At 74.0% G+C, this 14,038-nt stretch carries 9 protein-coding genes; 1 reads left to right on the forward strand and 8 read right to left on the reverse strand.

The window, feature by feature from the left end; translation table 11 throughout:
• Window positions 1-3 precede the first annotated feature (3 nt).
• Both E1182_RS10315 and pcaF read right to left on the reverse strand, forming a co-directional pair.
• Entirely contained in the window at window positions 4-819 is an 816-nt protein-coding gene (locus E1182_RS10315; RefSeq protein WP_132263438.1) for an SAM-dependent methyltransferase, read from the reverse strand.
• A 239-nt stretch (window positions 820-1,058) separates the two neighbouring features.
• Complete coding sequence (gene pcaF / locus E1182_RS10320) at window positions 1,059-2,264, reverse strand: 3-oxoadipyl-CoA thiolase (RefSeq protein ID WP_132263440.1); 1,206 nt, start codon at window positions 2,262-2,264, stop codon at window positions 1,059-1,061.
• A gap of 446 nt (window positions 2,265-2,710) precedes the next feature.
• Between pcaF and E1182_RS10325 the strand changes: the two genes are divergently transcribed.
• A complete protein-coding gene (locus E1182_RS10325; RefSeq protein WP_207921345.1) occupies window positions 2,711-4,009 on the forward strand; it encodes a dicarboxylate/amino acid:cation symporter in 1,299 nt (432 codons plus the stop codon).
• A gap of 234 nt (window positions 4,010-4,243) precedes the next feature.
• On the opposite strand, the gene E1182_RS10330 is transcribed toward E1182_RS10325, so the two are convergent.
• From E1182_RS10330 to E1182_RS10355, 6 genes are all read right to left on the reverse strand, one after another.
• On the reverse strand, window positions 4,244-7,741 hold the full coding sequence (locus E1182_RS10330; RefSeq protein WP_132263445.1) for an ABC transporter ATP-binding protein: 3,498 nt from the start codon (window positions 7,739-7,741) through the stop codon (window positions 4,244-4,246).
• A 106-nt stretch (window positions 7,742-7,847) separates the two neighbouring features.
• On the reverse strand, window positions 7,848-8,441 hold the full coding sequence (locus E1182_RS10335; RefSeq protein ID WP_132263447.1) for a TetR/AcrR family transcriptional regulator: 594 nt from the start codon (window positions 8,439-8,441) through the stop codon (window positions 7,848-7,850).
• Window positions 8,442-8,518: 77 nt separating this feature from the next.
• The gene (locus E1182_RS10340; RefSeq protein ID WP_132263449.1) at window positions 8,519-10,711 is read right to left on the reverse strand and encodes a YhgE/Pip domain-containing protein; all 2,193 of its coding nucleotides are present in this window, start codon (window positions 10,709-10,711) and stop codon (window positions 8,519-8,521) included.
• Entirely contained in the window at window positions 10,708-11,451 is a 744-nt protein-coding gene (locus E1182_RS10345) for an ATP-binding cassette domain-containing protein (protein ID WP_132263451.1), read from the reverse strand. Before E1182_RS10345 ends, E1182_RS10340 begins: the two co-directional genes overlap by 4 nt.
• Window positions 11,452-11,761: 310 nt before the next feature.
• A complete protein-coding gene (locus E1182_RS10350; RefSeq protein ID WP_132263453.1) occupies window positions 11,762-12,601 on the reverse strand; it encodes a DUF4081 domain-containing GNAT family N-acetyltransferase in 840 nt (279 codons plus the stop codon).
• Window positions 12,602-12,648: 47 nt separating this feature from the next.
• Window positions 12,649-13,872, reverse strand: a complete 1,224-nt coding sequence (locus E1182_RS10355; RefSeq protein ID WP_132263455.1) for an MFS transporter — start codon at window positions 13,870-13,872, stop codon at window positions 12,649-12,651.
• Between the last annotated feature and the right edge of the window lie 166 nt (window positions 13,873-14,038).

Genomic DNA, 14,038 nt, shown 5'->3' on the forward strand with positions numbered 1-14,038 from the left:
GGCTCAGCCGGCGCGGTCGTACCGGGCGACGGCGCCGAACGCCCCGAAGCGCTCGGGGTGCTCGTCCACGTCGGCGGGCGAGTCCGGCCGCCACAGCGGCATGTGCACCACGCCCGGCTCCAGGATCGTCCAGTCGCCGAAGAAGCCGGTGATCTCGGCCCGCGACCGTAGGGTGATCTCGGTGTCGGTACGCGCCGACAGCCGCTGCGCGTCGAGCATCTCCTGCGGCTGGTCCTCGTAGGTGGAGTGCGAGATGACCAGGAAGCTGCCGGGTGCGGCGGCGGCGCGCAGGGTGGCCAGGACGTCGGCCGGCCGGTCGGCGTCCGCAACGAAGTGGACCACTCCGGCGAGGAGGATGCCAACCGGCCGGTCGAAGTCGATCAGGCCACTGGCCCGGGCCAGGTACAGGATCAGCTTCGGCTCCCGCAGGTCGGCCCGGATGGCGGTGGCCCGGTCGTTGCCGGCGAGCAGTTCGTGGCTGTGCGCCACCGCCACCGGGTCGATGTCGACATAGACGATCCGCGCCTCGGGGTTGGCAACCTGGGCCACCTCGTGCACGTTGCCGACGGTCGGGATGCCGGAGCCGATGTCGAGGAACTGGTCGATACCGGCGTCGAGCAGCACCCGCACGGCCCGGCGCAGGAACTCCCGGCCCGCCCGCATGGTGGCGGCGAGGTTCGGGGTCATGCTGGCGATCTGCTCGGCGAGTTGGCGGTCGATCTCGAAGTTGTGCGCGCCGCCCAGGAAGTAGTCGTAGACCCGCGCCGCGCTCGGCCGGCTCAGGTCGATCTCGGCGGGAAGTCCGTCCGGCATCTGCATCTGCCTCGCCCCAGTTCGTCGCCGTGGTGCGGGAGGACAACCGGTGCCGGGCGCGCGGGGCACGCGGAGGCGACACCGGCCGACCCGCGAATCGTGTGGTGCTGACCACTCTAGGCCGGCTCAGCGAGAGACGGGAATCCACTGTGGCCTGCGGCGGGTGGCGGCGCACTGCCGTACGACCGGCACCGCGCCGGTCACCGGCGGTGACGATCCGGGGTGGACCCGGAGCGTGCACCGGGTCAGTTGGCGGCCTCCAGCAGCATCGAGATGCCCTGCCCGACGCCGACGCACATGGTGGCCAGCGCCCGCCGACCGCCCCGACGGCGCAACTCCAGCGCGGCGGTGAGCGCCAGCCGGGCGCCGCTGGCCCCCAGCGGGTGGCCCAGCGCGATCGCCCCGCCGTTGGGGTTGACGTGCTCGGCGTCCTCCGGCAGACCCAGTTCGCGCAGGACCGCGACCGCCTGCGCGGCGAACGCCTCGTTGAGCTCCAGCACGTCGATGTCGGTCAGGCCGACGCCGAGCCGGTCGAGCAGCCGGCGGGTGGCCGGCACCGGACCGATGCCCATGATCCGGGGCGGTACGCCGGCCGCCGCCGCACCGCTGATCCGGGCCAGCGGGGTGAGGTCGTACCGGGCGACCGCCGCCGCGGAGGCCACCAGCAGGGCGACCGCGCCGTCGTTGACCCCGGAGGAGTTGCCGGCGGTGACCGTGCCGCCCGCCCGGAACGGGGTGGGCAGCGCGGCGAGCTTCTCCAGCGAGGTTTCCCGGGGGTGCTCGTCGACCTCGACCAGCTTCGTCTCCCGGCGGCCGATCGGCACGGTCACCGGCACGATCTCCTCGGCGAGGCGGCCGTCGGCCCGGGCCTCGGCGGCCCGCTGCTGGGAGCGGAGCGCGAACTCGTCCTGGGCGACCCGGTCGACACCGAACTCGGCGGCCACGTTCTCGGCCGTCTCCGGCATCGAGTCGATGCCCCACCCCTGCTCCATCAGCGGGTTGACCAGTCGCCAGCCGATCGTGGTGTCGTACACCTCGGCGCTGCGGGAGAAGGCGGAGGTCGCCTTGGGCAGTACGAACGGCGCGCGGCTCATGCTCTCCACCCCGCCGGCCACCATCAGTTCCGCCTCACCGGCGACGATCGCGCGGGCGGCGGTGGCCAGGGCGTCCAGGCCGGAGCCGCAGAGCCGGTTGACCGTGCTGCCGGGGACCTCCTCGGGCAGCCCGGCCAGCAGCGCCGCCATCCGGGCCACGTTGCGGTTGTCCTCGCCGGCCTGGTTGGCGCAGCCCAGGATCACGTCGTCGACGCGGGCCCAGTCCACCGACGGGTGGCGGGCGACCAGTTCCCGGATGACGTGCGCGGCGAGGTCGTCGGGGCGCACCCCGGCGAGGGCACCGGCGTACCGGCCGATCGGGGTGCGCACTCCGGCCACGAGATATGCCACGGTCATGCTGCTGCGTCCTTCGGGGTGGGAAGGGGCTCAGGTAGCGGCGCCGCCCGGGTGACGGGGGACGCCCGGTGGTCAGGATAGCCAGGCAGGGACCGGATAGGTCGGCGGCAGGTCGCGGCTCGGTTGCCCGCCGTGACCGGCGGTGGCCCGCTCGGTCGGGCCGCCGCGACGGCCGCCGGCTGGGGCCTGGCGACGGCCGGCATCCTGGGACTGACCTGCCGACACCCATCGAGGTGAGTAAGGATCGTCACGGCTCCCGCTCCTTCCGCCCGCTGCTCGGCGGGAGTAGCGTGGGCAGGCGATGACCAACGTCTGGCACCTCACCGTGCGCCTGTACGTCGACCTCCGACGGCAGGCCAGCGGCGTCTGTCCGGCGCAGCCGCTCCCCTGACGCTGCCCGTACCGACCCTCCGACAGACCTTGGACGCATCATCATGGCTTCCGTCCTGCGCAAGATCCCCTTTTCCGTGCAGATCCTGGCCGGCCTCGTGCTCGGCGCGGCACTCGGCTTCCTCGCCCGCGCCAATGATCTGAGCTGGCTCGCCGGCACCCTCGACACCGTCGGCGACCTCTTCGTCCAGTTGCTCAAGCTGGCCGTCCCGCCGCTGGTCTTCACCGCCATCGTGGTCAGCGTGGTGAGCCTGCGCGGCGTCACCAACGCCGCCCGGCTGGCCGGGAAGACCCTGCTCTGGTTCGGCGTCACCGCCCTGATCGCGGTGGGCGTCGGCATCGGCCTCGGCCTGCTCACCAACCCCGGACGTGGGGTGTCGCTGGACACCGCCGCGGCCACCGCGCCGCAGCGCACCGGCTCCTGGACCGACTTCCTCACCGGCATCGTCCCGACCAACCCGGTCGGCGCGTTCGTCGAGAACAACGTCCTGCAGATCGTCTTCCTCGCCCTGGTCGTCGGTGCCGCCGCGCTGCTGGCCGGCGAGGTCGCCGAACCGTTCGTGGCGGTCAACCGCTCGCTGCTGGCGATCGTGCAGAAGGCGCTGTGGTGGGTGATCCGGCTCGCCCCGCTCGGCACGCTCGGCCTGATCGGCAACGCCGTCGCCTCGTACGGCTGGGACCTGCTCGCGCCGCTCGCGACGTTCACCACCGCCGTCTACGTCGGCTGCGCCATCGTGCTCTTCGTCGTCTACCCGGCGCTGCTGGTCACCGCCGGCCGGCTCAACCCGCTGCGTTTCTTCGTCGGTGCCTGGCCGGCCATCCAGCTCGCCTTCGTCTCCCGCTCCTCGGTGGGCACCATGCCGGTGACCCAGCGCTCCGTCGAGCGCCTCGGCGTGCCGCGCGAGTACGCCTCCTTCGCCGTGCCGTTCGGGGCCACCACGAAGATGGACGGCTGCGCCGCGATCTATCCGGCGCTCGCGGCGATCTTCGTGGCGCAGGTCTTCGGGGTGCACCTGGGCGTCACCGACTACCTGCTGATCGCTTTCGTCTCCGTGGTCGGCTCGGCCGCCACCGCCGGCCTGACCGGCGCGATCGTGATGCTGACCCTGACCCTGAGCACGTTGGGTCTGCCGCTGGCCGGCGCCGGCCTGCTGCTGGCGATCGACCCGATCCTCGACATGATCCGGACCGCCACCAACGTGGCCGGGCAGGCCCTCGTGCCGACGATCGTCGCCGCCCGGGAAGGCACCCTCGACCGCGCCGCGTACGACTCGGCCGGTCGGCGTGACCTGATCGACGCCGACGAGCCCGCACGCCCGACCCGGCAGGACGAGCCGGCGCCCGCCCTGGCCTGAGCGCGCCACCGGGATGATTCCGACGTCGGCCCGCCGGTTTGTCCGGTGGGCCGACGCGGTCCCGCTCGCCCTGAGCCGGGACGGCCGCCGCCCCGGTGAGGGGCGGCCCCGCGCGCCGATGAGCGACGGCCGGGGGCGGGCCGTGATCGACTCCTGCTGCGCCACGTGGCGGCGTCCGACGCCACCAACAGCCCCACCTGCGGCAATCGGAGTTGATTACCCCGCCGCGGTGGGTCACCCGGCCAGGTGGGACCAGTGCGCCTCCAGGTCCTGCCAGTGGCCCTGGGCGGCCACCGTACCGGCCTGGAGGACCACCACGTGGTCGGCGCGGACCAGTGCCGCCCGCTTGGACGTGGAGCCGATCACGGTCACCCCGTGCTCGCGCAACGCCGCCCAGAGCGCCAGCTCCGTGGTGACGTCCAGCGCGGACGAGACGTCGTCGGCGACCAGCAGCTCGGTACGCGGCGCCAGCGCCCGGGCCAGCGCCAGCCGCTGCAACTGCCCACCGGACAGCCGGGTCCCCTTGTGCCCGATGAGCAGATCCAGCCCACCACCGGCGGCGGCCAGGTCGTGCTCCAGCTGGGCGGTCGCCACCGCCCCCGCCGCGTCCACCTCGTGGCCGAGGGCGACATTGTCGGCGACCGTGCCGGACAGCACCCGGGGCAACTGCCCCACGTACCCCACCTGCCGCGGACGCAGGAACAACTCCGGTTCGGTGACCGGCTCGTCGTTCCAGCGCAGGGTGCCGGTGTGGTGCACGATCCCGGCGAGCGCCCGCAGCAGCGAGGACTTGCCGGCGCCCACCGGCCCCACGACCAGCACCAACTGCCCCCGCGCCACGGTCAGGTCGACGTCGCGCACGGCCAGCGTGCCGTCGCTGTGCAGCGCGCCGAAGCCGACCAGCTCCAGCCGCCGCAACGGCCGCCGGGCGGGCGGCTCGGGCGCGGGCGCGGTGCCGGCGGCGAGGTCCACCCCGGGCACCGGCGCCGAGTACGACGCGACTCCGCACATCGACACCGTCCGCCGGGTCCACACCTTCGCCGACGGGTAGTGCGACACCAGCGCCGCGGTCGTCCAGGCGAACCAGCGGGCCGCGCCCAGGGTGGAGACCGCCACCAGGGTGCCCCCGGCGGAGAGCCCACCGGCCAGGTAGAGCGCCCAGGCCCCGATGGGCAGCAGTCCGCTGGCCATCGCCGGGGTGGACCGGGCCCACACCTGCATGGTGATCTCCCGGCGCTGCCGGTCGCTGCGCACCACGTCCAGCCGGGCGAGGTGGTCCAGCACCGGACGGGTCGCCCCGGCCAGCTTCACGGTGCGCGCGGCCGACAGCGACGACACCAGCGCGGTGGCGAACGCGGCCCGGGCCTTGACTGTGCCCCGGGCGGAGCGTTCCAGGCGCGGACCGAACAGGGTCGCGGCCAGCCCGGAGACCACCATCGTGCCGACGAAGAACAGTCCCGGCACGATGCTGCCGGTCACCACCGTCATGCTCACCAGCAGCGTCACCGCGATGAACTGGTCCATCAGGTTGTCGGCCAGCTGCACCACCCGTTCGGTGTCGCCGCCCTGGGCCACCACCTCGGCGGGGGTGTGGCCGCTGACCCGGCGTGGGCCGGTCTGGCCGTGCACCAGCCGCAGGCTGATCCGCAGCATCTGCCGCACCCACCACTGCGGGAACCACGCGTTGGTCAGGTAGGGCATCGGCAGCACCAGCAGCAGCGCGGCGGCGATGCCGAGCGCCGGCAGCCAGGGGCTGCCGCCGTCGACCACGTCCGCCCAGAGCCAGGGCAGCACCGAGCCGTCCACGCCGATCAGCACCATGACGGTGAACAGGCCGACCGAGACCAGCCCGTAGCGCGGGTCGTTCAGGCTCAGCCGCAGGATCTCCCGCATGGTCCGCGCGGGCGGTCGCGGCGGCAGCGGCGGCGGGTCGCCCTTCGGTACGACCACCGGCGGCGGTGCCGCAGCCGGCGCGACGACCTCCGGCTCGGCGTCCCACTGCCCCACCGGCGCCGGCAGCAGATCCAGTCCGCCGCGGGGCGCGCCCGCCCCGGCGTACGCGCCGGCGTGGCTGGTGGCGAGCAGCTCGGCGAAACGGGCCGACTCGCGCAGCGGACCGGCCTCCAGCACCGCGCCGTCGGCCATCACCACCACCTCGTCACAGCGGCGCACCGAGGAGAGCCGGTGGGCGATGACGATGCCGATCCGGTCGGTGAGCAGCCGCTCGGTGGCCTCGCGTACCCGGTGCTCGGTGACCGGGTCGAGCCGGGCGGTGGCCTCGTCGAGGATCACCACGTGCGGGTCGCGGACCAGGATCCGGGCGAACGCCACCAGCTGCTCCTGGCCGGCGGAGAGCACGTGCCCGCCGTCACCGAGCCGGGTGTCCAGCCCGTCGGGCAGCTCGGCGATCCAGCCGTCCAGCCCCAGCTCCGCCAGCGCCCGGCCGGCGTCGTCGAGCAGGTCGGGGTCGAAGAGGGCGACGTTCTCGGCGAGGGTGCCGGCAAGGATCTCGGTGCGTTGCGGCACCACGGCGATCCACTGACGCAGCCGCTCGACGTCGAGGTCGGTCAGGTCGGTGTCGCCGAGGAAGATTGTCCCGCGCGGCACGTCCACCGCCCGGGTGAGCACCTTCGCCAACGTCGACTTGCCCGAACCGGTCCGCCCGACCAGCGCGTACGACCGGCCGCGGACGAAGCTGAGCCGGACGTCGCGCAGCGCCGGGCCGCGCCGGGCGTCGCCGCTGGACGGGTAGCGGAAGGTGAGGCCCCGTACGGTCAGGTCGCCGTCGGTCGGGCTCGCCCCGCCGGAGGGTTCCTGCCGGGCGTCGGAGAGCAGCTGCACCCGGTCCCAGGCGCCGAGTGCGTACTGCACCTGCGGCACCCAGCGGGCGAGGTGCTCGGTGGTGGCCCCGAAGGCGATGGCGAGCAGCCAGATCGCGGTGAGCCGGGCCCCGTCGACCCGGCCGGTGGCCAGCGCCCACGCCCCGCCGAGCACCACGGCGGCGACTCCCACCCGGACGGTCCCGCCCGCGATCGCGGTGACCTTCGCCGTCATCCGGAACACCCGGCCGGCCCGGGTGAGCACCTCGGCGGCCCGCCGGGCGTAGAGGCGCAGCACGTACGGCCGGGCCAGGCTGGTCCGCACGTCGTCCTGGCCGTGTACGGCCTCCTCCATCACCGCGGCCAGGTCCGACCAGGCCTCCTCCTCGGCCATCCGGGCTGGTCCGATGCGGGCGGTGGGGCGGCGCAGCGCCACCGCCAGCAGCACGACCAGCAGCACCATGGCGACACCGGCGGGCCACCAGACGAAGACGGCGGCCACCGTGGACAGCAGGCAGACCGCCAGGCCCTGCACCACCCGTACGCCGGTGTTACGCACCTCGGAGGCGACCTGGTAGACGTCGTTGTCGATGCGGTCGAGCAGCTCGCCGACCGGGGTGGTCTCCAGGGTGGGCAGATCCTGCCCGAGCGCCACCCGGCAGAGCCGGCGGCGCACGTCGGCGGACCAGTCGGCGGTCAGCCGAGCCATCACCAGGCCGATCACCAGGTCGCTGGCAACGGCGGCGACCAGTGCCGCGGCGAGCCCGACGAACCAGCCCACCGACCGGTGCACCAGTACGGGACCGGCCAGCGCCGAGGCGGCGGCCTGACCGCCTGCGCCGAGGGCTGTCAGGAACACCACCAGGGCCATCCGGCGTGGCGCGGTGGCCCAGAGATCACGGAGCAGGCGCATGGAACGGTCCCTCCGGGACTCGGGGTGGGGTGGGGGCGGCAACCCCAGCCTGACCCCCCGGCGGCGACCGCTCAACGCATTTACGCCACTTGCGCAGGCGCCGGTCTCAGGTTCCGGCGACCCGCCGGACGATGCCCAGCAATGCCTCCTGCACCTCGGTGATCGGCCGGTCGGGTTGGAAGACCAGCCAGTCGACGGCCACCACGAGCCCGACCCCGAACAGCGCGGACGAGGCGGTACGCACGTCCAGGTCGGCCGGGAGGTCTCCGCTGTCCACCCCGGCGCGGACGGTCTGCGCGATCACCTCGATCGCCTCGCCGCGTAGCAGCCGCAGGGTCTGCTGCCACTCGCGGTTGGTCCGCCACATCTCCGACAGCAGCAGCTGGGCGAAGGCCCGGTACCGCCGGATGTACTCCAGTTCGGCCCGGACCAGGGCGGCGAGCGCCTCGCGTGGCGGCAGCCCCGCCACCGCGGCCCGGAACTCGGCGGTGAGCAGGCCGATGCCGTGTCGCAGCAACTCCTCGAAGAGAGCCGTCTTGGACTCGAAGTTGTAGTAGACGGTGCCCTTGGCGACCCCGGCGCGAGCCGCGATGTCGTCCACGGTGGTGGCAGAGAATCCCTGTTCGGCGATGAGTTCCACCGCCGCCTCGAAGAGGCGTTGCCGGGTGTCCTCCCGCCGGCGTGATCGTCCGTCCGTCACTGGTCCTCCCCCGTCGACCCGGCCGGTGCGGGCCGGGTCTGCCTGCCGGCCTGCCGCCGTCCACTGCTCCAGCATCCTCACATGCTCAGTTCGGGGTGCAGCCGGGCCGGGGTGAGCCGGCGGGCACGGCGGGCCGCGACGACGGTCAGCAGCAGCGCCGCGACTCCGAAGCCGGTGACGACCAGGGCGCCGGTGACCACGGTGGCGGCGGGGCCGCCGTTGATGGTGTGTCGTAGACCCTGCACCACGTAGGTCATCGGCAGGTACGGGTGGATCACCTGGAAGAAGCCCGGCGAGGTCTGCACCGGGTAGGTGCCGCCGGAGGAGGTGAGCTGGAGCATCAGCAGGGCCAGCGCGGCGAGCCGGCCGGCCGGGCCGAGCTGCGCGCCGAGCCACTGCATGATCGCGGTGAAGGTGAGCGAGGTCAGCGCGAGCAGCCCGAGGGTGGCGCCCGGGTGAACCGGGTCCAGGCCGAGCGCCAGGGTGACCACGGTGAAGAGAACCCCGGCCTGGGCCAGCCCGATCGCCGCGGCGGGCAGCCAGCCGGCGAGCGCGACCCGCCAGGCGGGCGCGCCGGACATCACGTGCCGCTGGTTCACCGGCCGCAGCAGCATGTACGTGATCATCGCGCCGACCCAGAGCGCGAGCGCCAGGAAGTACGGGGCGAAACCCACCCCGTACGAGGCGGCGGGGTGCTGGCTGCTGCGGTCCAGCTGGACCGGATCGCCGAGGATGCCCGCGCGGTCGGCGGCGTCGGCGTACCCGGGAATTTTCTGCTCCCCGGCGGCGAGGCCGTCGGCGAGTTGACCGGCGCCGCTCTCCAGCTTGGTGAGGCCGGCGGCGAGCTGCGCGCCGCCCCCGCCGAGCTGGGCCAGACCGCCGTCGAGGTCGCGGGCGCCGGTGGAGAGCCGGAACAGCGCGCCACGGATCTGGTGGACGCCGTCGGCGGCGCCACCGAGCCCGTCGCGCAGCTCGGCGTTGCCCTTGGCGACCTTGCCGGTGGCGTCGGCGAGCCGACCGAGGCCGTCGGAGAGCTGGTGGACCTTGGTACGCGCGTCGGCGACGTCGTCGGCCAGGTGCGGTGCGGCGGCGGCGACCTGGCGGGCGGTGGCGGCCACCTGCCGCATCTCCTTCTTCAGCTTCGCCAGGTCGAGCCGGTCGAGGGTGCCGGCCATCTTGCCGGCGGTGTCGACGAGGTTGTCGGCGGCGCGCCGGGCGGCGGTGACGTCCCGGTCGGCGGCGAGGTCGGGATGCTTGGCGACGAGTGTGTCGAGCCGGTCGCGTACCGCGCGCGCCTGGGCGACGGCGTCGTCGGCCTGCCGCGGCAGGGCGTCCAGGCCCGCGGCGAGCGCGTCGGCTCCGTCGGCGATGGCGGTGGCGGACCGGGCGATGCTGTCGGCGTTCTTCCGCAGCACCGGCTCGATCGTGCCGGCGGCGGTGTCGACGGTGCCGACCGCGGCGTCGACCTTCTCGGCGGCGGCGCGGGTCTGGGTGGCGACCTGGGCGCTGCCGTCGGCGAGTTGAGCCGCGCCGGTGCGTAGCTTGTCGATGCCGCCGGAGAGCTGGTCGGCGCCGTGGGCGGCCTGACCCAGACCGGCGGACAGCTTGCCGGCGCCCGCCTCGGCGTCACCGAGGCCGCCGGCCAGCCGGTCGGCGCCGTCCTGCGATCGGGTCAGCCCGTCGGCGAGTTGCCCGGCTCCGTCGGCGGCCTGGCCGGTCTCGGCCTTCAGGTCGGTGAAGCCGACCAGCATCCGGTCGAAGTAGCCGGTGGAGGCGCTCTCCGCGGCGGCGGCCCGGATCTCGCTGAACGCGGAGCGGGCCAGCAGGCCGGAGAGGTAGTTGGTGGCGTCGTCGTTGACGACCGTCAGTTCTGCCGGGCGGGCCGGGTGGTCCGGCTCGGGGTTGGCGGCCAGGGTGGCCGAGAAGTCCTCCGGGATGGAGAAGACCAGGTGGTACCGACCGCTGCTCAGCCCGGCGGTGGCGTCCCGCGCGTCGGTGACGGTCCAGCCGAAGACCTTGCGGTCGAGCAGCCTCCTGGTGAGGTCCTGCCCGGCGTGCACCTCGCCGCCGTCGGCGGTCTTCGCCGGCCGGTCGGCGTTGACCAGCGCCACCGGGATGCGGTCCATGTTCCCGTACGGGTCCCAGAAGGCGTAGAGGTAGAGAGCACCGTAGAGCAGCGGGATCACGGTGAGGACGGCGAGCGCGGCGCGCGGCAGCCGGCCCCGGGTCATCCGGCGCAGCTCGAAGCGGGCCAGGCGGAAGACGCTCATCGGGTCACCTCGGCGGTGTCGGTGTCGGGGTCGGGGTCGGGGACGGCGGGCGGCGGCGCGGCCGGGTCGACGCGGGCCGGCAGGGCGGGATCACCGAGGCGGTGCACGATCGCCCGGGTGCCGGGTTCGACGGCGCGGGCGCTGGCGACGACGGCGTACCCCTGGTCGGCGAGGCGGGCCAGCGCGGCCCAGAGCCAGGCCCGCTCGCCGGCGTCCGTGCCGGCGTCCACGTCGTCGGCGACGATCAGGCTGGGCCCGCACAGGGTGGCCAGCACCAGGCCGAGGACCTGCCGCTGCACGGGGGTGAGGTCCCGGCCGCGCAGGTTCGGATCCAGTGGTACGTCGCCGGTGAAGCCGGCGCCGGCGAGCGCGGTGGCCAGGGCGTTTTGCCGGTACGCCCGCCGGGTACGCAGGGCGGCGACCGGCACCAGTTGCCGGCGGCGGCGTGGCACCGGCCCGAGCAGCAGCAGTCGTTCCTCGATGTGCTCGGCGACGGTGAGCGCGGGGTCGGGCTCGTGCACTCCGGCGACCTGACCGAGCGCGGCCGGGCCGTGGACGCGCAGGCTACCGGCGTTGCACCGGAACCGACCGGCGAGCGCGAGCAGCAGCGAGGTACGCCCGCTCCCGGGCGGCCCGGTGATTGCGTGCAGTTCACCCGCCTCGGCGGTCAGGTCGACGCCCCGGAACACCCAGCCCCGGCGGGTGCGTAGCCCCAGCCCGTGCGCCTCGACAATCATCATCCGACATCCTTGAACTGACTAGTCAGTATAAAATCATGTCCAGCCTATCGCCGGACGTTTTGTTCAGGAAGTCAGGCACCCGTGATATCCGCCATGCCTGGCGGCACTTCTCACAGCCTGCGGCATCCTGCAGGATCCACACGACCGAAGCCCATAACCTGCCGCTAGCCGCCCCCAAGCGGACGCCGCCCCAGTGAGGCCGCCAGGTCGGACCAGCGAACGCACCGGCCGTCGGGCTGTCCACGGCCGGTAGCCCCCGAGCGGGCAGGCCCCACCGTCCGGGCAGTCCCGGGGGGGCTGACGCGGGTGGTCAGAACAAGACGGTGGCCAGGGTGCCGACCGGGCGGAAACCGCAACGCTCGTAGACCCGCCGGGCCGGCAGGTTGAAGTCGTTGACGTAGAGGCTCACCGTGGGCGCGACCCGTAGCAGGGCGTCACGCACCACGGCGGCCATGGCCGCCGTGGCGATGCCCCGCCCCCGCCATTCCGGGGCTACCCAGACCCCCTGGACCTGGGCGGTCTGCCGGGTCACCACCGCCAGTTCGGCCTTGAACACCACCTGGCCGTCGACGAGGCGCGCGTACGCCCGACCGGAGCGGACCAGGTCGGTTACCCGCCGCCGGTAGGCCCGTCCGTCGTCCTCGACCAGCGGCGACACGCCGACCTCCTCGGTGTACATGGCGACCGCCGCCGGGAAGATCAGGTCGACCTCACCGCCGCGCACCCGGCGTACCTGGGGGTCGGCGGGCACCTCGGGCAGCGCGTCGGTGACCAGCAGCGGCTGGTGGGGACGGACGTCCCGGGCCGGCCCCCAGTACGCCGAGAGCCGGTCCCAGAGCCCGAGCACCGCGTCGGCCCGCCCGACGATCGACGAGCAGATCCGTTCCTCGGTGGCGAGTTGCTCGGCGAAGGCGGCCACGGCCGGCTCGGAGGCGAGTACCGGGGTGAGGTTGCCGCCCAGCCAGCAGATCGACTCCAGACGGCGCCGTGACCCGTACCCGAGGACCCGCCCCTCGGCACGCCACCAGGCCAGGCCACGGGCGGCGACCCGCTCGGCGACCTGCGCACCCGCGATCGGGTCGAGGTCGAGCAGCCGCTCGACCGCCCGGCGCTCCGATTCCCCCAGTTGGCGTACCGGCACCGTCAGCACGGTTACCAGCCTGCCAGATGGGGGCGGGCGCGCGCGGGCCGACCGGATCAGACGGCTGCGGGCTGCGGCGTGAGGTCGACCGGCCGGCTCCGAGCGGCCCACCGCACCACCGGGGGCACCAGCGCCCCCAGCAGCAGGAACAACCCGCCCAGCAGCAGCCAGCCCGGCATCCCCCAGCCGACCGCGAGGCTGGTGACCACCACCGGGGCGACCATCCCGCCGAGCTGCATGCCCATCCCGTACGCCCCCTGGTACTGGCCTTGGGCGTGAGCGGGGGCGAGGCCGAACGAGATACCCCACCCGGCTGCGGAGTGCCACAGCTCACCCAGGACGTGCACCAGCGATCCGGCCAGCAGCAGCACCACCGCCACCGGGGTGGGCGCGCCCCCGCTGGCGGCGAAGAGCGTGCAGGCCACCGCGATCACCACGCCGGCCCGCCGGGCGGCCCGCCCAGCCCCGGCCAGTTCCTCGGTGCCGCGTGAGGCGCGGACCTGGAAGAGCACCACGATCACCGTGTTGACCAGCATGCAGGCCGAGACGATCCAGCGCGGCGCGGTGGTGTGCTCGGCGACCCAGAGCGGCAGGGCGATGTTGAGCAGCCCGAAGTGCATCGACATCAGCCCGTCGAGGACGGTGAAGGCGAGGAACGGGCGGTCCCGCAGGGCGATCAGCCGCGGCCCACGTGCGGGGGCCGGCACCGGCGGCATCGGCGCCAGCCGGAGCAGGATCGCCGCCGCGAGCAGGTACGTGGCGCAGTCGAGCAGGATCAGCGCGACGTACCCGGCCCGGGTGTCGGCCGCGAGCCCGACGCCGGCGACCACGGCACCGACGGAGATCCCGACATTGGTGACCGCTCGCAGGTACGCCCGGGTGCGGACCCGCTGGTCGGCGGGGACAGCGCCGGCGATCAACGCGCCCCGGGCACCCCTGGTGGCGGCGTCGGCCACCGCCATCAGCACCCCGACCACCAGGAAGGTGGCGAACGACCGGACGGCCACCAGGGCGGCGGTGCACGCGGCGGAGGCGAGCAGCGCGCCGATCTGCATGCCGCGCGGGCCGTGCCGGTCGGCGAGGTAGCCCATGGGGGTGCTGGCCACCAGGGCGACCAGGGCGGTGATGGTGAGGCCGAGGCCGACCTGGACCACCGACAGGCCGACCGAGCGGGTCAGGAAGAGCGCGCTGACGGTCAGCCAGGTGCCCCGCCCGACGGTGTTGACCAGGGTGGAAAGGGCGAGGGTCCGGGCCGGCCCCGGTTCGGGAAGCAGTCGCACCTTCCCACCCTAGCAAGACGTACGTACGGTTTTTTCGGTCGGCCCACACCACCCCCGCCCCCGCACGGCAGAAACAGAGAAAGGGTGGCTGTTCCGCGCGGAACAGCCACCCTTTCTCGTACGCCGTGAGCCGCGACGCGGCGCGGCGCGAAAGGCCGTCAGGGGG

It is taken from the genome of Micromonospora sp. KC721 (assembly GCF_004348355.1).
Classification (GTDB): Bacteria; Actinomycetota; Actinomycetes; order Mycobacteriales; family Micromonosporaceae; genus Micromonospora.